This is a genomic window from Achromobacter sp. KK8, assembly GCF_054188005.1.
The window spans coordinates 6,110,206-6,134,651 of record NZ_CM135178.1 but is presented as its reverse complement, the minus strand read 5'-3'; the positions used below and the strand labels follow the sequence as shown (position 1 = coordinate 6,134,651).

Sequence of the window (24,446 nt, the reverse complement as noted above, 5' to 3'; positions counted from 1 at the left end):
CGTTTTTTTCCCGCCCGCGGCCCTGTTGCAGGCAACGGTGTAAAAAGTCGTGCTAGAATCTCGTTCTCTTCGGAGATGTGCCCGAGAGGCTGAAGGGGCTCCCCTGCTAAGGGAGTATGTGGCTAAAAACTGCATCGTGGGTTCGAATCCCACCATCTCCGCCAGATTTCCAGCCTGGCCTGCCAGGCTGGTAAGAAACCCGCAGAACGCAAGTTCTGCGGGTTTTTTCTTGGGCTCGCGCTAGATCTACTCGCCATATGTGGTGCGGCTTTATCGATGACACCCGCAACAAACGCTTGGAGTTCGATGTCGGTGCTACTGACTTGGCGCAGTCGCTCATGGCTTCGGCAACACCTACGCGGAGCGGCTGGACAGCATGACGGGCAAGCTGATCATGATGAAGCACGCGCTTGCGAAGTACACGCGGCGCGGCGTAGAGCCTGGCCGCTTCTTCTTTCTGCCCAGCTCCGGTCAGGAGCATGAATTCCGCGCCGGCACGGTGTGCCAGCTGATGCAGCCGGACATCAACCAGGAAATCTATGGCCTGCCCGAGTACCTGGCCGCGCTCAATGCTGCATGGTTGAACGAGTCGGCGACGTTGTTCCGGCGCAAGTACTACCACAACGGCAGTCATGCGGGATTCATCATGTACGTGACAGACTCGCTGCCGGACGGTGGCTATGTCGATGACATCCGTGAGGCGATGAAGAACTCGAAGGGGCCGGGCAACTTCCGCAACCTCTTTGTCTATGCGCCCGGCGGCAAGAAAGACGGCATGCAGATCATCCCGGTTAGCGAGGTGGCCGCGCGCGATGACTTTTTCAACATCAAGAACGTGTCGCGCGATGACGTACTCGCCGCGCACCGGGTGCCGCCGCAGCTCATGGGCCTGGTGCCGACGAACTCGGGCGGCTTCGGCACGCCGATATCGGCGGCGAAGGTGTTCGCGCGTAACGAGCTGGAGCCGCTGCAGGCCAAGTTCCTGGAAATCAATGACTGGCTGGGCGATGAGGTTGTGCGTTTCAAGCCTTACACGATCCCAGGAGAAGGCGACGAGTAGCGCCCGAGCCACAGACATAAGCCCCGCATCAGCGGGGTTTTTTTTTCGCCCGCGTCGCGCGGTGGTCTGCAGGCCTGGCCCTTACCGACGCTCGCCGCGCTTGCGCCCCTGTTTGACTGCCAGCGGCTCGGTCAGACAGGGTTCGCCCTGGATGTATTCCAGCAGGCCGGTGACTTGGTCAATCACATCCTGGCGATGGCGCAGGCTTGCCGCGTTTCGCATGCCGGCTTCCAAAGCGATCAGAACGCGCTGCAGGCGCCAGATTTCCCAGGCCATGGCGCAGGTCTCGGTGGTGGGGTTGCGGGCGTACAGCTCGCGTATGCGCGTCGCAGGCATGGGCGTAGGTGGGGGACGGTCGAGCAGGGTCATGATGGGCACCTCAAAGTACTGTATAAATATACAGTAATCCGACCCGTCACCACCTCTGGCGCGCAGTCTTCCCCCCTCCACGCCTGCCCGCTAAATCGGCAAGAAAAGACTCACCCCTGCGTCACCCTCTGCCACCAGGCTTTAAGCGCCTCTGTGGGCTGATTTGGGGCCTCGCCAGGCGACGCATTACGACGCAGCACAGACGCATGGAGAATGCGAACCCAGATAGACATCAGCGGTCAATTGCCGAAGAGAATGGAACTCAAGTCATTTTTCCGGGCTTCGATTTCGCGGGTACTTTCAGCCCGAGCCTTGTAAAGTGAGTTGGCTCGCTGCCGAAATCTGCGTAGGTAGTCAGAAAAAAAGGAGGGCTGTGCCCGAATGAAAGATGTTATTGACATCAGACGGCCGCCGTCCCCGTCAACGAATACGCGTTCTCTAGCGTCTTGAGACATGGCAATCATCGGATCGTCTGGGCTTGCAAACAGATGATCGGAAGTGAGGTTGTAGTAAGGGCAATCCGAGTTCAACACGAATATCCAGCGGAATTTCTCAGCATTGCGCGAATCGGCGATATATACGCCATGAAAAATATCCTTAAGCGCGCGTACTACGTTGGCCTTGCTGACCTTAGTACGACTTTCCTGCGCGTAGTCGATGAACATGAGTGACTCGTCGGCCCCCGGCAGAAACAAGTACTTTAGGTATCGGATTTGGTCAATGTGCTGGAGAAATGAAAGCTCCTGGATCCATTGCGAGAGCTTATTGCCGCGCATCTGTGCGTATATTTTTGCGACAACCTCTCCATCAGTCTGAGACCGTATAAAAGATGCTGCGAAAAATTCCTGTATCCCCCGATGGACAAACGCGGTCTTTAGACCGTCCCTGCTCATTAAGCACACGCCCTCTGTCAGTTCGGTGCGGAGCCCATCCGGCCCGAACTCTTTTTTTGTGAGCGTCGCACTTTTTCTGGCACAGGAATTGAACTGCGTGTCGCTCAGGGACACCCCATGGTCCTTGGATAGGAAGGTAAAAGTCTCGAAGACGTCTTGAAGCTCACTCGTGCTTAATGAGGTCGCCCTCTCCCTTACATAGGAGGGCTTCAATGCGTCGTGGTGCCAGGCTGCAACTTGAAAAAGTTGCAGGTAGAAGTCGTGAATGCTGGCGGGAATTCCGTTGCTCCGTTTAAAAAGAACCGCAAGCAGCGTTACCATCAATGGCGTGGTTAGCAAACCCTTGATACTAGTGGTCGTGTGTGCCAACTGAGAAAGCAGGCTTTCTCGCTGTTCTGCATCCCCTAAAACTCGTTCCAGGAAGGGCTTTAGATCCGCCTCGCCAAGCGGCATCAGTTCATATATGGAGAACCTTGGGATGGCATGAAGATGATTTGACAGGCTACCGCGTCGAGTCGAAATCACCCAACGCGTGGCTCGATACTCCACTGTAAGGCTATGAAGTTCTCCCTGAGTCCGGAGGGCAAACTCTCGCCTTACTTCATCGAATCCGTCCGCATATATGCTAAGAAAGCCCTCTTCCAACATGTACCTCACTGTGGGGAGGTCGATATCTCTGAAGCCCAGCAAGCAAAGCGCCTGCACAAGTAGGTCCAGAATGGTGGTGCTCTCATCGATCTTTCGAAGTTCGATGAACACAGGAATTTTTTTTCCCTCTTTGGCTTCCAACAAACAAATCCACCGCATCAGCATGGATTTGCCCTGTCCCATTGTGCCTGTGATAACCGCGTTCTTGAGCGATGCGACGTCGGCTGCAGTGCGTAGGCGGTTGACCTCAGTCGTTGCACTGTGGAGGATCGAGGAAGGATAGTAGAACGAGGACAACGACACGGGGGTATCGTGAAAAAGCGTCTGTACCGTGTCCAGCTGCTGGATACGTTCGAACAGGTCAGGGACTACCTTTGCCGCTTGGTATTGTCTGTACTTTTTGGCCCCATATGACGCCAGTTTTGCGCAAATCGCGTCAATCGTCTTATTTGCGACTCCCCCTGCAATGAGTGCTTCGATCATGCTTGATCCGTTCTCCACGTTTCCTGGCCTCGATGGCTGATTCATATGGCCCCGTGCGCGGTCCAACAGCGCAAGGGGGCAGCTTAGGAACCTAAAATTACAAGAAATTGATACATATTGTACGGCTTGTATGCCAGGTGATCGCCCGCGCATAGAGGCCTTGATCTCTAGGAGGCGCGTTCGGGCGTAATTAAGGCTTTGTCAGGGCATCGCCTGCTCGCAGCTAACACTGTATTTACGGGTATTTTTTCGGGTATTTATATTCCAATTTGATTTATTGTTGTGTTTTTTCAATGGGTTGTGATGATTGTTGTAATGACACCATCTCCACCAGATTTCCAGCCTGGCCTGCCAGGCTGGTAAGAAACCCGCAGAACGCAAGTTCCGCGGGTTTTTTCTTTGGCGTTCCTGTTCTTGGGCATCTTCGCAGATACCTCCGCACCCCAAGGCGCTGGCACGGCCCCGGCCCGAAGAACTACAAACTGTCCTGCGCCGGCGGCGAGGATGCCGCATCGACCTGCTCGATCACCAGCCCGCGCGTGACCACGCCTTCCTGGATCGGCTGGTTGCCGAAGTACGTAAAGGCCAGGTAGATCGTGATGGCGCAACCGACCACCGCCAGGAACGGCCCGGCCATCAGGAACCACGGCCAGGGTTCGCGGTACCAGGGCTTGGCCATCGGTGGCACGGCAACAGGGGCGGTATTCATCGTCGGCATCCTTGGTTCGGAATCACTCGGGGACATAAAAACTCGCGGCTTCGTCGGTTTCGACCGGCCGGTTCTCTTGATCGTGGGCGCGGGCCCGCAGCGTGATCGGGTGCGCGCCCGGCTCGGCCCCGGCCGGCGCGCGGATCACCATCGGCACCAGCTTGTTGGCCGCCGCCTCGACATCCACCACGTCCGACTCGCCCTGCCCGGCGCGCACCGCCAGTCCGGGCATGCCGTCGGCCGACAGCCGTAAACGCAGCGGCGAGTCCGAGGTGTTGATGATCTGCAGCCGATACACGTTCTCGATCATGCCGCCGGCCACCTCGCGCCCCAGCACGCCGCGATCGCGGATCACGTCCACCCGCAGCGGGTTGCGCAGCGTCAGCGACACCACGAATGCCACCGCCAGCCCCAGGATCAGCGTGCCGTAGATCAGCACGCGCGGGCGCAGCAGGTGCGAGCGCGCGCTCCGGGTCGACAGCCCTTCCAGCATCGCCCGCTCCGAGGTGTAGCGGATCAGCCCGGACGGGTACTGCATCTTGTCCATCACCTGCTCGCAGGCGTCGATACAGGCGCCGCAGCCGATGCACATGTATTGCAGCCCGTCGCGGATGTCGATGCCTGTCGGGCACACCTGCACGCACAGGCTGCAATCGACGCAGTCGCCCAGCCCCGCGGCCTTGTGGTCGACCTTGCGCGAACGGCCGCCGCGCGGATCGCCGCGACGCTTGTCGTAGGTCACCACGAAGGTGTCGGGATCGACCATCACGCTCTGGAAACGCGCGTACGGGCACATGTACTTGCACACCGACTCGCGCATGAAGCCGGCGTTGCCCCAGGTGGCGAAACCGTAGAACACCATCCAGAACCATTGCTACGGCCCCAGCTGCAGCGCGAACAGCTCGTGGCCCAGTTCGCGGATCGGCGCGAAGTAGCCGATGAAGGTCGAGCCGGTCCACCAGGCCAGCGCGATCCACAGGAAGTGCTTGGTGACCTTCAGGCGCGCCTTGCGCCAGGTCCAGGGCGACTCGTCCAGGCGGATGCGGGCGACGCGGTCGCCTTCGACCTTGCGCTCGATCCACATGAAGATCTCGGTGTAGACCGTCTGCGGACAGGCGTAGCCGCAGAACAACCGTCCGGCCACGGCGGTGAACAGGAACAGCGCTAGCGCCGAGATCACCAGCAGCACCGCCAGGTAGACCACGTCCTGGGGCCACAGCACCAGGCCGAACAGGTAGAACTTGCGCGCACCCAGGTCGAACAGCACGGCCTGGCGGCCGTTCCATTGCAGCCAGGGCAGGCCGTAGAAGATCAGCTGCGTGAGAAAGACGAAGGCAATGCGCCAGCGCGCGAAGATGCCGCTGACCGAGCGCGGATAGATCTTGCTGCGCACGCCGGCCAGGGTCTGCTCCAGCGTCTCCTGCCCGGGCCGGGGCGGCCGCACGTGCGGCCGCCAGGGTGGCGGGTCGCCGCCAGGCGAGCTGCTGACGCTTGCGGTTGACCCATCATCCATGGGGCGAGGCCTAGTCGGCCGGGCCGGCGGGCGCGGCCGGCTGCGCCTGCGCGTCGGGCTTGTTCGACAGGCCCCAGACCCAGGCCGTCAGGAGCTTGATCTGCACCGGCGTCAGGATGTCGCCGTGCGCCGGCATGTGATTTTCGCGGCCATCCAGGATGGTCTTGACGATGGACGCTTCCGAACTGCCGTAAAGCCAGACTTCGTCGGTCAGATTCGGCGCGCCCAGGACCTGGTTGCCCTTGCCATCGACACCGTGACAGGCAATGCAGTAGGTCTGATAGCCGCGCTGGCCACGCAATACCCGCTCCGGATCCGCGTCCAGCCCCGACAGCGACCGCACGTATTGCGCGATGTCGCCGGCAGCCTTGGGGGCGATGGCGGCTTTCCAGGCCGGCATCACGCCGACGCGGCCATAAGTGATGGTCTGCATGATGGTGTCGGGCGAGCCGCCATACAGCCAGTCCTTGTCGGCCAGATTGGGAAAGCTGGGCCCGCCCTTGGCGTCGGAGCCGTGGCATTGCGCGCAGGTGTTCAGGAACAGGCGCTGGCCGATCTCCCGGGCGCCCGCGTCCGCGGCGATCTGCGGCACCGTCATGGTCTCGAAGCGCGCATAGATCGGGCGCACGGCCTCGGCCATCCTGGCCTGCTGCCGCGCCACTTCGTCGGCGCTGCTGTAGCCCAGCAGGCCTTGGTATGTTCCCAGGCCCGGCATCAGGAACAGGTAGCCCAGCGCGACCGCGCACGCCAACAGGAACATCCAGGTCCACCAGCCAGGCACCGGGTTGTTCAGTTCGGTCAGGTCGCCATCCCAGACATGGCCGGTGTCGTCCGCCTGGCCGCCGGCCGGCTTGGCGCCGAGCCAGCGGCGTTGCGAGTACAGCAGCGTCACGCAGAACACCACGCCGCCGACCGCGACGATGGAGATGAAGTAGCCCCAGAAGCCGCTGACGAAATCGCTCATGGCTGATCCGCTCCGTCTTGTTGTGCCGGCCCGAATTCATCGGGCAGCGCGAACGGCAGCATCGCCGATTCGTTGTTGGCGCCCTGGCGGCCGCGCGAGCAGGCCCACCAGACGATGCCGAAAAAGGTTGCCATCGAGATGGCGGTGACGATTGCGCTCAAGTAAGCCATGATCAACCTCCCGTGGCCGCGGGTTGCGCGGCGGCAGCGGGCTGCGCCGCCTTCCTGGCTTCTTCGGCCTTCCGGGCTTCTTCGGCCTTCTTGGCCTGCTGCGCCTTGCGCACGCCCACGCCCAGTCCTTGCAGGTAGGCCACCAGCGCGTCCTCTTCGGTCTTGCCTTCGATGGCCTTGGGCGCGGCGGCGATCTCTTCGTCGGTATACGGCACGCCCAGGGCCCGCAGCGCGCGCATGCGCTGCTCGACGTTCTGGCCGGTGATCACCGTCTTTTCCAGCCAGGGATAGGCCGGCATGTTGGACTCGGGCACCACCAGGCGCGGGTTGCGAAGGTGGATGCGATGCCACTCGTCGGAGTAGCGTTCGCCCACGCGCGCCAGATCCGGGCCAGTGCGCTTGGAACCCCACAGGAAGGGATGGTCGTACATGGACTCCGCGGCCAGCGAGTAGGGGCCGTAACGTTGCACTTCGGCCGCCAATACACGAATCTGCTGCGAGTGGCAGCCCACACAGCCTTCGCGGATGTAGACGTCGCGCCCCATCAGGCGCAGCGGGCTGTAGGGTTCGACCCCCGCCACCGGCTGCGTGGTGCTGTGCTGGAAAAACAGCGGCACGATCTGCACCAGGCCGGCGAACGACACCACCAGGATGCTGGCGATGATCATCCAGCCGATGTTCTTTTCGAGCGTCTGGTGGGAGAAAAAACCTTGTTGCTTGTTGGCCATGATGTCCTCGTCAAGCGGTGGCCGGCGCGCCGACGGCGTGGGCGGTGTCCGGCGGAATGGCGGGGTTGACCGCCTTCGCGCCGCTCACCGTCTTCCACACGTTCCAGGCCATGATCCAGATACCCGACAAGTAGAGCGTGCCGCCCAACAGACGAATCAGGTAATACGGCACCCGCGTCTTGAGCTCTTCGACGAAGCTGTACACCAGCGTGCCGTCGGCCGCCGTGTCGCGCCACATCAGGCCCTGCTGCACCCCGGCGATCCACATCGCGGCGATGTACAGCACCACGCCGATGGTGGCGACCCAGAAGTGCAGTTCGATGGCCTTGACGCTGTGCATCTTTTCGCGGCCATACAGGCGCGGGATCAGGTAGTAGAGCGAGCCGAACGAGATCATCGCGACCCAGCCCAGCGCGCCCGAGTGCACGTGGCCGATGGTCCAGTCGGTGTAGTGCGACAGCGCGTTCACGGTGCGGATCGCCATCATCGAGCCTTCGAACGTGGCCATGCCGTAGAACGACAGCGCCGTCACCATGAACTTCAGGATCGGATCGGTGCGCAGCTTGTACCAGGCGCCCTGCAGCGTCATGATGCCGTTGATCATGCCGCCCCACGACGGCGCCAGCAGGATCAGCGAGAACGTCATGCCCAGCGACTGGGTCCAGTCGGGCAGCGAGGTGTACAGCAGGTGATGGGGACCGGCCCACATGTAGGTGAAGGCCAGCGCCCAGAAGTGGACGATCGACAGGCGATACGAATAGATGGGACGGCCGGCCTGCTTGGGCACGAAGTAGTACATCATGCCCAGGAAGCTGGTGGTCAGGAAGAAGCCCACCGCGTTGTGGCCGTACCACCACTGCACCATGGCATCCTGCACGCCGGCATAGGCGGAGTACGACTTCCACAGCGTCACCGGCATCTCGATGTTGTTGAAGATGTGCAGGATGGCGATGGTCAGGATGTACGAGCCGAAGAACCAGTTCGCCACGTAGATGTGCTTGGCGCGGCGCTTGACGATGGTGCCGAAGAACACGATGGCGTAGGCCACCCAGACCAGCGTGATCAGGATGTCGATGGGCCATTCGAGTTCGGCGTATTCCTTGCTGCTGGTGTAGCCCAGCGGCAGGGTGATGACGGCGCCGACGATGACGACCTGCCAGCCCCAGAACGTGAAGGCGGCCAGCCAGTCACAGAAAAGGCGGGCCTGACAGGTGCGCTGGACCACGTAGTACGAGGTCGCGAACAGCGCGCTGCCGCCGAAGGCGAAGATCACGGCGTTGGTGTGCAGCGGGCGCAGGCGGCCGTAGCTGAGCCAGGCGGTGTCGAAATTCAACTGAGGCCAGATCAGCTGCGCGGCGAGAAAAACACCCACGGTCATGCCGACGATGCCCCAGAACACGGTGATCAATGCGAACTGCCGGACGATACGGTAGTTGAAGGTGTCGGACTTGCTCGCGATGGCGGAGTAATGGTCCATTACCACCCCCTTTTTTTAAACAACAGCCTCAAGTTTCAATGATGAGGGTCGATATGAATATGGGATTCGATCCGAATCATCCGCGAACCGTCGGTCCGCTGTCGTCGTCGCGCAGGATGGCGGCGCCGGCGTTGTCAGTGTCGTCGTACTGGCCGCTGAATACCGCCCACCACAACGACACGCCGATGACCAGCACGAACAGCAGGGACAGCGGCAGCAGCAGGTAGAGAATGATCATGGGGCGGACCCCGGCGCTTCGGCGCATGCCAGATCAGCGGACCAATCGCGGCGGGCCCACCGCCACGCGTTGCATGCCACCGCCAACGACGACACCAGCATGGTGATCGCCGCCAGCCAGGGCGTGACCCAGCCAGCCAACGCCAGCGGCGTCACCAGCAGATGCCAGGCCAGCGCAGCGTGCAGGCTCTGGCGCGCCTTGCGCTGCGCCTGGGCCAGCAGCGTGTCCAGCGCCGCTTCGGACATCGACGGATGGGCCGCCAGCGCCGAATGGGCCGACGCCATGGCGGTGGGCACCGCCATCGACATGGCGCAGGGACAACTCATCACCAGCAGCGCCACCATGACGGGAAGGCTGCGGGTCGGATCGATATAGGCCCAGGCGGCCGCCGCGGCCAGCGCCAGCGCCACCTGCGCCATGACGAAGCGCGAGGCCAGCCGGTCTGCGCTGGCGCCCAGCAGCAGGCGCTGCGCCTCGACCCGGGCATGCCGTTGGCTGCCCGTCGGGCCGCCGAACGACTGCCGGGCGCACAGTTCCAGGTAGCGCGCAGTCAGCAGGAAGGCGACGAACATGGTGACCGAATCGAAGTACACCTCGCCGCGGCCCGTATAGGTGGCATGCACGCTGGGGACGAAGGCGGCGACGATACCCAGCGCCACCGGCACGTCCATGCCGGCGCGGCCCTGGCGCAGGTTGGCGCCGGCGTGGCGCCAGATCGGCCAGGCCGAATACAGCACCACCGGCAAGGTCAGGGCCAGGCTGGCCCAGTTCATCAGCACGATGGCCCAGTCCAGCGTTTCCAGGGCGTCCCTGGGGATGCCGTCATGGCGCAAGTAGCCGGGCCACGCAAGCATCATCACCTGCATCATCGCCAGCCACGCCAGCGACAGACGCAGCAACGCGTGCCGGCGCAGTCGCCGGTCGGCGTCGGACAGGCTCGGGGGCTGCGCGAAAATGGATCGGTGTCGCATGTGGTGGCGGTGCCGGCTGGGACTCCATCGTCAATGGCCGATGACATCCGGCCTCAGCGCCCGGTGCCCTGCGCCAGCCTGCCTCCGGACGGCGGCGCCTCGCTGCCAAGCAGGTGGCCATTGACTTCGAGGCCGTACAGCGAATCCTCGGAATCGTGGTATTTGGCGCGGGTCTTGGCCACGGACTCGGTGTAGCGCGGATCTTGCGGGCGTTCATGCGCATTCATGAAGTAGGCCACGTCCCAGGCTTCCTGGTCGCTCAGCAGGCCGCCGCGGCCCAACGGCATGTTGACCTTGATGAAGCCCGCGGCGTTCTTGAGCTGATGCATGCCGGCGCCCCAGTTGAAGGAATCGGGCCCCCACAAGGCCGGGAAGACCCAGTGTTCGCCATTCTTCTGACCCTGGCCTTCGTCGCCATGGCAGACGGCGCAGTTCCGGACGTAGACCTGGCTGCCCCGCAGGTAGTCGGCCTTCTGCGGCGGCGGCGCCAGCTTCGGATAGCCGTGGCCCTTGAGCGGCACGCCGGTGGGCGCCTTGTCGGCGAGCCAGAACATGTAGGTCTGCAGGGCGACCAGGACCGGATCGTCGGCCGCGGGTGGCTTGCCGTTCATGCTGAAACGGAAACAACCCTGCAGTCGTTCGGCGAGCGTATTGACGTGGCCGTTCTTGGCGCGATAGGCCGGATACATCACGTAGGCTGCCCACATGGGCGCGGCGTCGGGGCGGCGGCCGGCGTCCAGGTGGCAACTGGAGCAATTCAGGTTGTTGCCCGCGAACTGGGGAGCGTTCTGCGGCGTATGAAGGAAGATCTGCTCGCCCTGGCGCACGGTCTTGCCGAATGCCGTGTCCGGCAGCGAGGCGGCTGATGGCGGCGTGAAAGCGGGGCGGGTATCGGGCCGCGGCGCGGCGGCCGCAGGGCCAACGGTTGACGTCCGATCGGCGGGCGCATCGGCTGGCGGGCGAGGAAGGGCAGTCGTGGGAAACGTCGGGCGCGCGTTGCGAATCGCGGTGGCCAGGACAATCGCGCTGATGGCCAGCAGCGCAAGGACGGCAACCTGCAGCGGGCGCAGGCGGGAGGAGGGCGGGATCATGGCTTGGCCTTCGCGGCGGTGCCGGCTTGCGTGGCGAGCGGGTCGGCGGTCCTGGGCAGGCCGGCGTAGTAGGCGGACACCGCGGTGATCTCGGCGTCTGTCAGGCGCGTGGCGACCGCCGCCATCAAGCCCAGCGGGCCGGGCGGACGTTGGTTTTCACGCCAGAGGCGCAACTGTTCGGCGAGGTAGGCGGCGGGCTGGCCCGCCAGGCTTGGGAAATGATCGCCCACCCCGATGCCGCCGGGGCCGTGGCACTGGTTGCAGGCGGGTATGTTCCTGTCCCAGGCGCCACGAATGGCGAGCCAGGCGCCCACGTCGGCGGGTTTGGGAGACTGCAGCGCCGTGGCGGCCAGGCGGTCGGTGTCCAGGGGGGAGGGCAGCGCGGCGTAGAACCGCGCCACGGCCTCGCGTTGCGCCGGTTCCAGTGTCTTGGCGATGGTTGTCATGACGGGACTGACGCGCGAGCCGTTGGCGATGGCCTCAAGCTGTTCCTGCAGATAGGCCGCGCCAGCGCCTGCCAATCGGGGAAAGCCGGAGACCTGGTTGCCTTCTCCGTGGGCGCCGTGGCAGAGCATACAGGCGGGCGCGCCGTTGGCGCCCTGGGTGCTGATGAGCAGTGCGTCAGGCGCGCCATGAACCGTGCCGGGCACTACGGAAAACACACTGGCGAAGAAGATCGCCACGCTCGCCCATCGGGCGCCGGGCAGAAGGCGGGAGGACATGAGGAGGAACGCTGCCGAAGATTTTGGCTCGACTATATTTCCAAAGACGACGACATAGAACCGCTATGCACGAAAGGTAGGACACAAAGATCGCGTTCGCGCACGCGCCCGTCGCATCGCGACGATGCCGTCCGTCCTGTCCAGGCGCAAAAAACCCCGCGGAACGTGAGTCCTGCGGGGTTATGGCGGGCCTGCCGGTCGTCGGCCTCGCCTGCCTGCCTTGATCCGCGGCAGCCCTGGTTCGGGGCCTGGTGCGCGGCCTCGACCCTGCCGGGTCGGGCCGCCTACTTGATCTTGCTGCAGCGGAAGGCCTCGATGCCTTTTTCCACGTAATGCGGTTCGCGCGCGCAGGCCGCGCGCATGGCCTGGTTGGCCAGTGTCATGAGGTTGGCCGCATTGGTCATGGCTTCCAGTCCGTCCGGGCCGGGGCCGATCTTGTCGAAGCGTTCCTTGAACTCGGTGGCCTGCTTGCTGTAGGCGAAGGCGCGCATCACGTCGGCATAGGCGATGGCGCGCGAAATGTCGCCCGCGGTGGGTTTCTTTTCGGCGGCAAGGGCCGGCCCGGCCAGCAGGGTCAGGGCGAGCAGGGGAACGACTAGGGCGTGGGTGGCTTTCATGTTCATCATCAGGAAGTCTCTTGCGGGTTGTCCGAGGAGAGGCCGGCCGGCGGGGCGCTTGGGCGATCCGCGTGGCGCCGCCGTCACCACATCTTGCAGGTCGTGCCGTTGTTGACGAGTTCGCCGCCGACGACGATGCCCTTCTCGTCGACGTGCAGCATGGTGTAGCAGCTGGCGACGCCCGTGCGCCGCTGGTAGATGGTGCCGGTGTTGTTGCCGAAACCGTAGCTGACGCCGCCGGGCGGAGGCACGTAGAAGGTGCCGACGGCCTCGTCCCAGGAGACTTCGCCGGAGGTCTGCCACATGTAGACCAGTTGCCCGATCGGCAGGTCTTCGCTGGCATAGACGCGGTCGGGCACGCCCCAATCGGCCACGATGTCATTCACGGGCTTGCCCTTGTGACGCATCATCGCCACGTCCCAGGTGGTGCAGGCGCTCAGCACGGCGCCGCACAGGCAGGCCAGCAGGGCCTTGAAAAAACTGAATCGCACGTTTGTTTTCCTTGTTCAGATGCTCGACAGGTGCCCTACGCGCCGCATGATGCCAGCGCGTCGCGCCCATGGCGAGAGGGGGTGTGGCGCGCATTCCACATCCGCCGCCCGGTGCGCCGGATTGTTCCACCCATTTTCCCGGGGTTGCCACCGGGGAAGGTTCGGCAAAAGCGGGGGGCCGTCATAGGGCGAGGCGCGGGCGAAGGGGCGCTGGCCGGGCTGGCGATGCCGGTGGGCGATGGGCTGTTCTGAATTGATTTATTTGATTTTGTTACATGTAGCGAGCGAAAAACCACGGCGACGGGGCCGCGGGCCGGACCGGGCGGATCGCCAGGGGGGAGGCGATTGCGACGTGGCCCAGGGCGCTGGCGCGGCGGGCTTTCCCCGGGCCGAAACAAGGCGGGGCGGCGCGGCGCGTGCCGGGGGCGGGTCCTCTCCCACGCTTTGAGAATATTCTTGGCTTGGCCGCCAAAGCGGAAATCTATGATCGACGCATGATCTTGAATCCCCGTTCCCGGGAAGCATTGACGGCGGCGGCCCCAGGCCTGCCTATGCTTCTTCTGCACATGTTTGCCGTGGCGCTCGCGGCTTGCATCCTGGTGGGAACGGCGCTGTACGCCTATGGCGCGTTTACCGGCGAAGTCTCCAAATACCGCCGCCGCATGAACGCCGGCGCCTACAACGCGCAGCTGTATTTCGACCAGCGCGAGTCGCTGTTGCGTTCGGTGGCCGCCTCGGCGGTGCGCAACACCGACCGCATGTCGGTCGCCGATACTCCCCGGACCTTCGGCGCCACCGGCCAGATCAGCGTGGCGCCGCTGGTCGATGCCGGTGGCACCTATGAATGGGCGCTGATCCTGACGCCGCGCGACCGCGCCAACGTGGCGCAATTGCGCGCGCACGTCGTCTATGCCTCGCCCGCCAATGCCACGGTCACGCGCCTGTCGCTGCGGTCCGACGCCGGCGCCACGCCCATGTCCGACGCCACCGCGCGCTGGCTGGCGCAGGCGTTGCGGCTGCGCAGCGCGCAACCGGGGCCCGACGGCCGCAATCCGATCGTCTGGCTGCGCCCGCCCATGGACGAGGCCAATCGCCTATTCCTCTATACCCCGGCCGACGTCACCGGCGATGAACGCACCTGGATCGGACTCGAGGTCGGCGGCCTGGGCGCGGTCGTCGGCGAAACCGAATGCGCCAGCGGCGGCGCCGGCTATGCCCTGTACGACGGCAACGGCGCCATGGCGCTGCATGGCGGCACGCTGCCGCCGCGGGTCGAGGAAACGCCCGCCTACCTGTCGAGCGATTCGTTCCGGCTGCGCGGCGAAAGTTGGTGGCCGCAGACGCTGGTGCTGGTCAAGTCGGTCGGCGAGGCGGGCTGGCGGCTGGCGTACTACGTGCCCATCGGCGACCTGCTCGAAGATGGCGCCGTGGCGTTCTGGACCGCCGGCGCGGTGGCGGCGTTGCTGATCGTCATCGTGCTGCTGGCGGTGCGCCACATCCGCAACCGGTTGGTGAAACCCGCGCTGCGGCAGTACGAGGCCCTGGTCGACAGTGTGGCGCTGAACCGCAAGATCGTCGACGTGGCGCCGGTGGGGTTGTGCCTGCTGCGGCGCAAGGATGGCGAACTGCTGCTGTCGAACGCGGCGGCGCGGCAATGGCTTGGCGAACAGGACCACTGGCGCCAGGCCCTGCTGGGGGCCGGCATCGAAACCGGCGGCGGCGAATACACCCTCAAGGACGGCCGCAGCGCCTACGTGGCGTTCGCCGCCACCACCTATCAATCCGAGGACGTCGTGCTGTGCGGCATCAGCGACATCACCGCGCAGAAGAAGGTCGAGCATGCCTTGCGCCAGGCCAAGCTGGCCACCGATCGCGCCAGCGAATCCAAGGCCATGTTCTTTGCCACCATCAGCCACGAAATCCGCACGCCGCTGTACGGCATCCTGGGCACGCTGGAACTGCTGGCCCTGACCGGCCTGACCGGACAGCAGGAACAGTACCTGAACACCATCCAGCAGTCTTCGTCGACCCTGCTGCGCACCATCAACGGCACGCTCGACCTGTCGCGCATCGAGGCCGGCCATGAAGAGCTCGAAATCAGCGCCTTCTCGCCGGCGGACCTGGTCGAGCAGGTGGTGGCCAATTACGCGGCGCGCGCTCGCGCCAAGGGCCTGGACGTCTACGCCATCACCGAGGTCGGCATGCCGGCCTCGGCGCTGGGCGACTCGATCCGCATCCTGCAGATCCTCAACAACCTGGTCAGCAACGCCGTCAAGTTCACCGAAGCCGGACGGGTCGTGCTGCGCGCCAGCGCCACCGCCGAGGGGCCGGGACGCACGCATCTGCGCTTCCAGGTGGCCGATACCGGCCCCGGCATTTGTGAAACCCACCGCGCGCGGCTGTTCGAGCCTTATTTCCGCGCGCCCGCGGCGCAGGATTGCGATGTTGCCGGCACCGGCCTGGGGCTGACGATCTGCCGGCGCCTGTCCGACCTGATGGGCGGCTCGCTGTCGGTCGTCAGCGAGGAAGGCCTGGGGACCAGCATCCTGTTCTCGCTGACCCTGGACACCGACGAACAGGCGGCGGCGCCGCCTCTCACCCTGCAGCCACGACCGGTATACGTGGACGGCGCGGTGCCGGAGGTGGTCGACAACGTGCGCGGCTGGCTGGCCGCCTGCGGCGCCAACGCCTTGCCCTATCGCAGGCAGGCGGACGGCGTCGAACCCGATGGCGCGGTGCTGGTGCAGACCTGGCCGCCGGCGGTGCCCGAACCGCGCTGGAAACACCAGCGGGTGCGGGTGCTGGCGCCCGGCGCCGGCCAGGGCGCCTTCATGGCCGCCACCGGCGGCGCCGGCGTGGCCAGCGCATTCAACCCGGTCAGCATCTGCCGCGCCGTACAGATGGCGCAGGACGGCGTCGAACCCGGCGCGCTGGGGGCCGACGGCGCCAAACAGGGGCCGCTCGACCTGCGCATCCTGGTCGTCGAGGACAACGTCATCAACCAATTGATCCTGCGCGAGCAACTCGAGCATCTCGGATGCGCCGTGACGCTGGCCGGCAATGGCGAAGAGGCCCTGCAACGCTGGCGCGGCGAACGGTTCGACCTGGCCCTGACCGACCTGAACATGCCCGTGGTCAACGGCTACGAACTGGCGCGGGCGCTGCGCGAGGGCGGCTACGACGGCCCCCTCATCGGCCTGACTTCCAGTTCGGCCGCCGAGATCGCGCAGCGCGGAGTGGCCGCGGGCATGACCCAGGTGTTGTGCAAGCCCCTGCCCTTCATGGTCCTGGCCCAGACCCTGCACGGCATCGCAAAGGATATGAAGTGAAACAGCTCTCCGATTACAAAGTGCTTGTCCTGGACGACCACGCGTTGCAATGCCTGCATCTCAAGGACATGCTGCAACAGGCCGGCTTCGGGCATGTGGATACCGTCGAAAGCGCCGGCGCCGCGCTCGACCGCATCAGCGCCGAAGGCTACCACCTGGTGCTCATGGACATCAGCATGCCCGGCATGGACGGCGTGCAGTTCATCCATGAACTGGCGCGCCTGAACCTGCGGCCCATCCTTGCCGTCGTCACCGCTTGTTCGCGGCGCATGGCCAACAGCGTCGGGCTGATGGCCAAGGAAAACGGCTTCTCGATGCTCGGCACCTTCGTCAAACCCGTCACCGGCGAGCAGATCGCCAGCCTGGCGGACCGCCTGCGGCGTCGCGCGCCCGACGATGCCCAGGAGCCGCAGGCCCATCGCGGCGACACCGAAGGCCTGTTGGACCGGGCCAGTGTCGAATCCGCCTTGCGCGATGGCAGCATCCAGGCCTGGTTCCAGCCCAAGAAATCCCTGTCCTCCGGCACCATCGTCGGCGCCGAGGCGCTGGTGCGCTGGCGGCATCGCGGGCTGGGCCTGATGCTGCCGGGCTCGTTCCTGCGCACGCTGCGCGAGTACGGGCTGGACTACGAGCTGCTGACGCGCATGCTGGAAGACAGCCTGGCCGCCTATCGCATCTGGCGCCGGCGCGGCTTCCGCGTCCCGGTGTCGATCAACCTGCCGGTCAGCCTGCTGGATCGCCCGCAACTGCCCGACGAACTGCACCGCCTTGTCACCCATGGCGGCATTCCGGCCGAAGACGTAACATTCGAACTCCTGGAAGACGACATGACGGTGGCGCCCGGCAATTACTACATGGGCGCCAGCCGCTTGCGGCTGAAGGGATTCGGCTTGTCGCAGGATGATTTTGGCAAGGGCTATAGTTCGATGTACAGCCTCATCTCCACGCCGTTTACCGAACTGAAGATCGACCGCGCTTTCGTCCATGGGGCCACCAAGGACGAGGTCCGGGCGGCCGCGCTGGTGTCATCGGTGCAGCTCGGGCGGCAATTGGGGTTGCAGGTCACCGCCGAGGGGGTCGAGACCATGGAAGACCTGCAATTCCTGCGCCAGATCGGCTGCGATTGCGTGCAGGGCTTCCTGATCTCGGCAGCCGTCGACCTGGCGGCGTTCAACGAATTGCTGGACAACGAGCCCACGCCCGCCGAACTGGCGGGCGCCGTCCATGGCCAACCGGCGGCGCGCCGCCGCCACGGCGCCCGTGGGCACTGAAATCACCGGGCAGTCCGACCGCGGCCGCCAGAAGCCGGCCTGACGCTCTTTCGCTCCCCGTTCGACTCTCGTTCGTCCCCGCTCGATGCTCCTATGAAACTGGATACGCCGCTAATAAAAGTCATACGCGCTTCCCGTCGGTTGAACATCGCGCTGTTCGGCGTGCTGCCCCTGCTGCTGGTGCTCGGCGGGGTGCTGTATTGGGGCGCCCAGCGCATCCTGCAGCAGGAAGAGGAAAAGCTGCGCATCGACTTCTCCGTGCTGGTCGGCTATATCCACGCCCACGAGACCGTGTTGCAGAGCCTGCACGCCCAGGGCTTGAACCCCGATGGCCGGCGGCTGGTGACGGCCACGCCCGTCAGGGAAACGCCAGGCTTCGACCGGGCCGCCGGGGAGTTCTTCGACGGCCAGCACGCCATCGCCGCGATGCCGTTTTCGCTGTTGTGCCAGAGCCCCGATGCCTGCCCGGTGGTCGACGGCGTCTTCACCGGCATCGGCGGCTACCTGTCCGACTTCTATTCCACCCGCTGGGCCGCCTCGGTGTATCCGGCGGCGCCGCTGTTCATCATTTCGCCGAGCCAGCAGCTCAGCCTGAGCGTGCCGGCCATCTCCACGGTGTCCGGCTTCGAGCCATTGACGCGGCAGACCTTCCTGTCGGTGGTGGACGCGGTGGGGCGGGCGGCCGGCGGCGCCGATCCGGAAGACCGTTCCCATGGCGAGGGCCCGCGGGTCACCTGGCTGCGGGACGCCGACCTGCCCGACATGCTGATCGGCATGCTGCCGGTGACGCTGCCGCTGAACACCCGCGACGGCACCCTCACGGCGCGGCGCAGCGTCTATGCCGTGTCGCTGCTGAGCCGCGGCCGGGTCAGCATTTCAGAGCAGATCCTGCGCGAGCCGCTGTACGACCAGTTCTGGTTGCAGCACAAGGGCACCGGCGTACTCATCGGCGAGGGCGCGCCGCCCGCGGTCGGGCAGCCCGGCTTCCATTTCGGCGGCGACGGGCTGGTGCTGCGCATCGCCGATCGGACGGGCAGCTGGACCGGCTATTACAAGCTGAACTACGGCAGCTTCTTCCGCGCCAACATGTGGCTGCCGATCACGGTCCTGCTGATGCTCGGGCTCGGCCTGGCGGCGGGCGCGGTCTACCTGCTCTGGTACAACCGGCGCGTCATCCAGCCGGCTGAAATCGCCCACCTCGACATGGTCGAGAGCGAGGAGTTCAACCGCACCGTGCTCGATACCGCGCCGGTGGCGCTGTGCGTGCTGTCGCGGCTCGACGGCCGCGTGGTGTTCGGCAACGCGCTGGCCATCCAGTGGCTGGGCATCGCCGTGGGCGAGCAGCCGCGGGATTCGCCGGAAGCCAACAAGCTGCTGCGCCAGGTCCTGGGCGCCTCCAGGCCGGGCACCATCGAGACCTTCCGCACCCACGAGGGGCGGCCGCTGTTCGTGGCCTTTGCGCCCACGCGCTACAAGAAGCAGGACGTGGTGCTGTGTGCTTTCGCCGACATCAGCGCGCGCGCCGAAATGGAACACACGCTGGCGCAGGCCAAGCAACAGGCCGACCGCGCCAACGAGGCCAAGTCGACCTTCCTGGCCACCATGAGCCACGAAATCCGCACGCCCCTGTATGGCGTGCTCGGCACGCTCGAAGTGCTGTCGCTGACCCACCTGGACGACGAGCAGCGCCGGCATGTCGACCGCATTCAGGACTCGTCGGTGATCCTGCAGCAGTTGATCAGCGACATCCTCGACATCACCAAGATCGAGTCCGGCCAGCTGGGGCTCGAGATGGACGGCTTCGATCCGCGCGAGCTGGTGCAGCATTGCGTCGCCTCCTATGCCGGCATGGCCGAACAGAAGGGGCTGGTCATCTACAGCTGTATCGATACCTCGACGCCGGCGTGGGTGGTGGGCGACGGCGGCCGTATCCGGCAGATACTCAACAACCTGGTCAACAACGCCATCAAGTTCACCGATTCCGGCCATGTGGTGGCGCGGCTGCGCGCCGAGGTCCTGCCGGACGGCCGCGCCCGCCTGCATTTCCAGGTGGTCGACAGTGGCGTCGGCATCAGCGCCGAAAACCAGGTCTGCCTGTTCGAGCCGTTCTACCAGATCGATAGCGGATCGCACCTGGTGCGAGGCGCGGGCATCGGTCTGTCGATCTGCGCGCGCCTGGCCGAATTGATGGGGAGTACGATCCAAGTGACCAGTGAATTGGGATTGGGCAGCAGTTTTTCGATCGCCATCGACCTGGATACGGCCGAGCCTCCGCCCGGGCCGTCGCCGCGGTTGGACGGATTGCGCGTCTACGTGCGCAGCGCGCGCAAGGAGCTGAGCGAGAACATCTGCCAGTGGCTGGCCTATTGGGGCGCGCAGGCCAGCGTCGCGCCGGCGGTCATCGCGCGCGACGAGGACAGCGACGGCGTGCTGGTCGACGTGCACATCGTCGGCGATGCGGCGGCGCCGACCGAATGGCGGGGGCCGGTGGTCTCGGCCGGCGGCCGCGACGTGCGCGGCACCGCGCTGTACCGCGCCGACCGCCACTACCTGTCCAGCATCGGCTTCGCGCTCGAGCGATGGGCGCGCGGCGATACCGATACCGCCAAGGACACGGCGACGCCTCACTACGCGCCATTGAACCTGCGTATCCTGGTGGCCGAGGACAACCCGATCAACCAGGTGACGATGTGCGATCAGCTGGAGCAACTGGGTTGCCAGGTGACGCTGGCGCCGGATGGCGCCGAGGCGCTGGCGCAATGGAACATCGAGCCGTTCGACGTGGTGCTGACCGACGTCAACATGCCTCGCATGAACGGCTACGAACTGGCCGGCGCGTTGCGCGCGCAGGGCGTGACCGTGCCCATCATCGGCGTCACGGCCAATGCGCTCAAGGACGAAGAGGCCCGCTGCAAGGCGGCGGGCATGAGCAACTGGCTGGTCAAGCCGATCAAGCTGAGCCTGCTGTGGAGCCAGCTGCGCGCCGTTCGCGGCGAGCCGGCGGCGCCCCGGACGACGGCCGGCGCGGCCGAGGCCGCGAGCCCGCGCGCCGCGCCGCCCATCGTCGGCAAGTACCGCGAGGTGTTCCTGGAAACCATGACCCAGGACCTCGCGCGCATGGAACAGGCCGAGGCCGATGGCAACGCGCGCGACCTGCGCGCCGTGCTGCATCGCATGCGCGGCGGATTCGCCGCGGTGCAGGCGATGGATCTGTACCAGCAGGCCGAAAGCGCCGAGGACCGGTTGGTGGTCGATGGCCTGAACGACGCGGTGAGGGCGTTGCTGACCGCCCTGGCGGTATCGCTCAGGCAGACCCTGGCCGAACTCTGACGTCGGCCGCCCCGGCACGCGGTCACCAGCGATAGCTGACATTCAACATGCCGCCATAGCCGTGCTGGCTGTGGCTGCCCGTCTGGCCAAAGAGGTGGCCGGACACCTGCACCGCCTTGCCCACCCGGCCCTCCGCGCCCACCTTCAGCTCGAGGGCGTTGCGCGAGGGTTGGGCCTGCAGCGTGGTGCTGCCCATGCGCACGGTCGGATCGTCGCTGCGGTGCAGCCAGTTGGTCTCCAGGAACGGGCGAACGCTGCTCTTGCCCGGCCGCGGCGTGACCTGCGGATAGAGCCGCACGCCGACGCGCGACTGCCAGCTGCCGTTGTCGCCGCTGCGCATGCGGGTGCCTTGCAGCGTGGCGTCCTGGGCGCGGTAGCGGCTGTAGACCAGTTGCGCGTTCGGTTCGATCACCAGGGCTTCCAGCGCCGACCCGGCGGCGAAGGGCTTGAGGGCATAGCCGCCTTCGAGCGAGGCGCTCCAGACGTTCGAGCGGTAGCGCACCGACCCGAGTTCGCTGCTGACCTGGTTGGTGTAGCGGCCGTACTGGATCCATGTGTCGGCGTAGGCGCCCAGGCGGGTGAGGTCGTTGGCATAGAAGGTGCCGTAGACGCCACCGGCATAGCCGGAAACCTTGCCGCGGGCGCGGGCATGGGTCGACTGCGTGGCGCCCGGCAGCATCAGGGTCGATACCGAACGCGAGCGCGCGTCGCCATAACCGCCCATCAGGCCCGCATAGAGGGCGCCTTCCCGGCCCAGCGGCGCCTTCAGCAGGTCGCCGCCCAGTTGCACCATCGCGCTGTCGGTGTCGACGTCGACACGCCCCTCGGACATGCGCAGGCCGCTGTCATGGCGGCCCTGCACGCGCGCCCACAGGCCGCGGCCATGGCGGGCGTCGGCGTCGCCGTCGGCATAGGCTGGCACGCGGTCATGCAGGCTGTGGGTGAAGAGCCGGGTGGCGGCGAGCCGGTTGCCGGCATAGGCGCCACTTTCGGGCGAGACGTTCTTGAAGCCGGGACCGCCCGGCAGAACGGGGTCCGGCGGGGTCACCGGACCGGTCGGATCGCCGGGGTCGGTCGGGTTGATCGGATCGACCGGATCGGGCGGCGTCACTGGCGGCGTGTAGTCGGAGGTCAGGTACCAGTCGGGCGCCACGGCACCGTTGCCGCCGCGCACCAGGCTGTAGTCATAGCCGTTGAGCGACACGGTACGGGCGCTGGCGCGGTAGCCGGTGGAGCCACTGTCCAGGTGGAACGCATCCGCCGTGGTGGTGCCGCCGTTGATGGTTTCGACCACGCGAATGCCATAGGTGGTCTGGCCGCCGCTGCCGCCGGCGTTGACGATGCGCAGCGCGGTATTGCCGGACGTTGTGCCGCCGTCGATCACCAGCTTGTCGGTGGGCGAGGCGTCATCCCCCAATTGTGTGTTGAGCACCAGTGTGCCGCCGCCCACGTAATTGTTGACGGTCAGGGTCTTGAAGCCGGCGCCGCCCGCCGGGGCCGCGAAAGCGACGGTGCCGGCGTTGGACAGCGTGGCCAGGCTGGAATCGCCGCGCACGATCCAGGTGCTGGTGCCATCCAGCGTCAGGCCGTTGATGCGGCCCGTGCCGCGCTGCACCAGGGCGCCGTTCAGCGTCGAGCCGTTCGCCAGCGACACGTCCACCGTGCCGCTGTCGGCCAGCACGTCGCCCGTGAGCCGGGCGTTGGTGGCGTCGAGCGTGACCTGTTCGCTTTCGATGACGGTGGATACCCCGCCGCTGGTTACGGTCACCGCGCGCGAGTGCAGCAGCACGCCGCTGCCGACATCGCCGCCGGCGCGCGCGGTGATATCCGAGTCGGAGACCAGGAAAGTATGGCCGCCGCCCGAGGCGAGCAGGCCAACGCCGTCCTGGGTGTCGATGCGGCTGCCATTGCGCAGCGTGACGGTGTTGCTGACACCGGCGGCGGTGACGTAGCTCCAGATGCCATGGGCGCCCGCGCCGGCCAGCGTGAAGCCGGTGTTGTCCAGCGTGACCGCCGCGCGGTTGCTGACCGACAGGCCGGTCGCGTTGGCGCCGCTGGTGCTGACCTGGGTGTTGCGCGCCGACAGGCTGACGCCGGAGCCGCTGGCGAACAGACCATAGGCGCTGGCGCCCTCGGTGGTCACACTGGCGTCCAGCAGTTCGATGGCGGCGCCGCTGGCGCGCGCCAGCACCCCGACCGCGCCGTCGCCACGGGTCTTGACGTTGACCTTGGTGGCCTTGATGGTGGCGGAGCTGCCGTATTCGCGGGATACATACAGGCCGTGGGCATTGGCATCGCGGGTCGTGACGTTGCCGTCGACCAGCGAGACCTGGCCCGCGCGGTTGTCCACGCCCACATGGGACGAGGTGAGATCAAAGCCGGTGGCCGTGAACGAGGTGCCGGTGGACGGCAGCCAGACGCCGGTGCCGTAGTAGCCCAGCGCCGAGATCGAAACGTTCTCGACCGCCGCGGAGGTATCCTTGGCGTTGATGTTGATGCCATAGCCAAAGTCGCCGGTGGACGTCAGGGTGGCGTTGCGGATGTCGACGCTGGACGCGGCGCCGGTGCCCGAGCTGAGCATCACCGCCGAGCCGCCGGCGGTCAGGCTGCCGCCGTCCATCACGAAGCGGCCGCCCTCGAGCCGCGCACCGACGCCGGCGCCCACGTTGATCTCGGTGCCGTACACGGACACCAGGGCATTGGCGCCGCGCACGCTGATGCCGTCGCCGTAATTGCCCGTGGTCGTGATCTTGCCGCCATGCAAGGTGATGCTGGCGCCGTTTTCGGCATAGGCGCCGCCGGCGTTGTACGCGGCGGTGGAGAGGACCACGTCGCGGGCGACGATGACCGAGCCGGCGCCCTCGGCGCTCAGGCCGCGGCTGCCGCTATTGGTGGTGGTGATGGTGCCGCCGTCCAGTTCGATGCGGCCGCCGGACTGCGCGTAGGCGCCGTGAGAATACGTGCCCTGGGTGCTGACGTCGCTGCCGCTCACGCTGACCACGCTGCCGGCGCCGCTGGCGGCCAGGGCATGCGCGCCCTGGCCGTCGCCCAGCGTCTTGATGGCGCTGTCCGACAGCGTCACCTTGCCGCCGGCGCTGGCGCGCACGCCGATGGTGCTGCGGGCGGAGGCCGATCCGGCCGTGACGGTGATGCCGGCGCCACGCACCGTGTTGCCGGCCACCGCGACATCGATGGCGGCGCCGGCGCCGGCATAGGTGGCGGTGTCGCCGTCGCCGAGCATCAGCTGCGTCGCGCCGGCGGCGTCGTTGACCAGCACCTGGCCGCGTTCGGCGGCGTCGGCCGAGCCGGCAAGGGCGGGCAGCGTGAGGGCAAGCAACCCGAGCATGATGGGGTTGAGGGGACAGTGCATAG

At 65.9% G+C, this 24,446-nt stretch carries 17 protein-coding genes, 1 tRNA gene and 2 pseudogenes; 5 read left to right on the top strand and 15 right to left on the bottom strand.

The window, feature by feature from the left end; genetic code table 11:
- Positions 1-71 precede the first annotated feature (71 nt).
- Positions 72-164 (top strand) — tRNA-Ser (locus tag ACVN9Z_RS28080).
- 179 nt (positions 165-343) lie between these two features.
- Positions 344-1,060 (top strand): annotated as a pseudogene (locus ACVN9Z_RS28075) (phage portal protein); the annotation flags it as partial.
- 81 nt (positions 1,061-1,141) lie between these two features.
- On the opposite strand, the gene ACVN9Z_RS28070 reads toward ACVN9Z_RS28075, so the two are convergent.
- The 14 genes and pseudogenes from ACVN9Z_RS28070 to ACVN9Z_RS28005 form a co-directional block, all read right to left on the bottom strand.
- Positions 1,142-1,429 carry a hypothetical protein gene (locus tag ACVN9Z_RS28070; RefSeq protein WP_024069855.1) on the bottom strand — a complete coding sequence of 96 codons (288 nt, stop codon included), beginning with the start codon at positions 1,427-1,429 and terminating at the stop codon, positions 1,142-1,144.
- A 239-nt stretch (positions 1,430-1,668) separates the two neighbouring features.
- Positions 1,669-3,453, bottom strand: a complete 1,785-nt coding sequence (locus tag ACVN9Z_RS28065) for an NACHT domain-containing protein (RefSeq protein WP_054448782.1) — start codon at positions 3,451-3,453, stop codon at positions 1,669-1,671.
- 475 nt (positions 3,454-3,928) lie between these two features.
- Positions 3,929-4,162 carry a hypothetical protein gene (locus ACVN9Z_RS28060; protein WP_054448781.1) on the bottom strand — a complete coding sequence of 78 codons (234 nt, stop codon included), beginning with the start codon at positions 4,160-4,162 and terminating at the stop codon, positions 3,929-3,931.
- Between the two features lie 22 nt (positions 4,163-4,184).
- Positions 4,185-5,675 (bottom strand): annotated as a pseudogene (gene ccoG / locus ACVN9Z_RS28055) (cytochrome c oxidase accessory protein CcoG).
- A gap of 10 nt (positions 5,676-5,685) precedes the next feature.
- Positions 5,686-6,639, bottom strand: coding sequence for a cytochrome-c oxidase, cbb3-type subunit III (gene ccoP, locus ACVN9Z_RS28050; protein ID WP_054473875.1), 954 nt, complete (start codon positions 6,637-6,639; stop codon positions 5,686-5,688).
- The gene (locus tag ACVN9Z_RS28045; protein WP_458213528.1) at positions 6,636-6,812 is read right to left on the bottom strand and encodes a cbb3-type cytochrome oxidase subunit 3; all 177 of its coding nucleotides are present in this window, start codon (positions 6,810-6,812) and stop codon (positions 6,636-6,638) included. The genes ccoP and ACVN9Z_RS28045 overlap by 4 nt, the downstream gene beginning before the upstream one ends.
- Positions 6,812-7,537, bottom strand: coding sequence for a cytochrome-c oxidase, cbb3-type subunit II (gene ccoO, locus ACVN9Z_RS28040; protein ID WP_054441695.1), 726 nt, complete (start codon positions 7,535-7,537; stop codon positions 6,812-6,814). The genes ACVN9Z_RS28045 and ccoO overlap by 1 nt, the downstream gene beginning before the upstream one ends.
- Before the next feature lie 10 nt (positions 7,538-7,547).
- On the bottom strand, positions 7,548-9,014 hold the full coding sequence (gene ccoN, locus ACVN9Z_RS28035; protein ID WP_458212891.1) for a cytochrome-c oxidase, cbb3-type subunit I: 1,467 nt from the start codon (positions 9,012-9,014) through the stop codon (positions 7,548-7,550).
- 76 nt (positions 9,015-9,090) lie between these two features.
- Positions 9,091-9,252, bottom strand: a complete 162-nt coding sequence (gene ccoS, locus ACVN9Z_RS28030) for a cbb3-type cytochrome oxidase assembly protein CcoS (RefSeq protein ID WP_026382396.1) — start codon at positions 9,250-9,252, stop codon at positions 9,091-9,093.
- Positions 9,249-10,223: a P-type ATPase gene (locus ACVN9Z_RS28025; RefSeq protein ID WP_054518327.1), complete on the bottom strand. Its 975-nt coding sequence runs from the start codon at positions 10,221-10,223 to the stop codon at positions 9,249-9,251. Before ACVN9Z_RS28025 ends, ccoS begins: the two co-directional genes overlap by 4 nt.
- A gap of 53 nt (positions 10,224-10,276) precedes the next feature.
- Positions 10,277-11,314 (bottom strand): c-type cytochrome, encoded by a 1,038-nt coding sequence (locus ACVN9Z_RS28020; protein ID WP_054516222.1) that lies wholly within the window; start codon positions 11,312-11,314, stop codon positions 10,277-10,279.
- Positions 11,311-12,036, bottom strand: coding sequence for a c-type cytochrome (locus tag ACVN9Z_RS28015; protein WP_112957838.1), 726 nt, complete (start codon positions 12,034-12,036; stop codon positions 11,311-11,313). The genes ACVN9Z_RS28020 and ACVN9Z_RS28015 overlap by 4 nt, the downstream gene beginning before the upstream one ends.
- Positions 12,037-12,320: 284 nt before the next feature.
- On the bottom strand, positions 12,321-12,662 hold the full coding sequence (locus ACVN9Z_RS28010) for a hypothetical protein (protein WP_024069848.1): 342 nt from the start codon (positions 12,660-12,662) through the stop codon (positions 12,321-12,323).
- A 74-nt stretch (positions 12,663-12,736) separates the two neighbouring features.
- Positions 12,737-13,144, bottom strand: a complete 408-nt coding sequence (locus tag ACVN9Z_RS28005; protein ID WP_006387686.1) for a hypothetical protein — start codon at positions 13,142-13,144, stop codon at positions 12,737-12,739.
- A 551-nt stretch (positions 13,145-13,695) separates the two neighbouring features.
- Between ACVN9Z_RS28005 and ACVN9Z_RS28000 the strand changes: the two genes are divergently transcribed.
- From ACVN9Z_RS28000 to ACVN9Z_RS27990, 3 genes are all read left to right on the top strand, one after another.
- The gene (locus ACVN9Z_RS28000; RefSeq protein ID WP_458212890.1) at positions 13,696-16,473 is read left to right on the top strand and encodes an ATP-binding protein; all 2,778 of its coding nucleotides are present in this window, start codon (positions 13,696-13,698) and stop codon (positions 16,471-16,473) included.
- Positions 16,470-17,744: an EAL domain-containing response regulator gene (locus ACVN9Z_RS27995; RefSeq protein WP_458212889.1), complete on the top strand. Its 1,275-nt coding sequence runs from the start codon at positions 16,470-16,472 to the stop codon at positions 17,742-17,744. Before ACVN9Z_RS28000 ends, ACVN9Z_RS27995 begins: the two co-directional genes overlap by 4 nt.
- 93 nt (positions 17,745-17,837) lie before the next feature.
- Positions 17,838-21,074, top strand: coding sequence for a hybrid sensor histidine kinase/response regulator (locus ACVN9Z_RS27990; protein WP_233639680.1), 3,237 nt, complete (start codon positions 17,838-17,840; stop codon positions 21,072-21,074).
- Positions 21,075-21,096: 22 nt separating this feature from the next.
- Here ACVN9Z_RS27990 and ACVN9Z_RS27985 read toward each other — a convergent pair whose 3' ends face one another.
- Positions 21,097-24,444 (bottom strand): autotransporter family protein, encoded by a 3,348-nt coding sequence (locus ACVN9Z_RS27985; protein WP_458212888.1) that lies wholly within the window; start codon positions 24,442-24,444, stop codon positions 21,097-21,099.
- Positions 24,445-24,446: the final 2 nt, after the last annotated feature.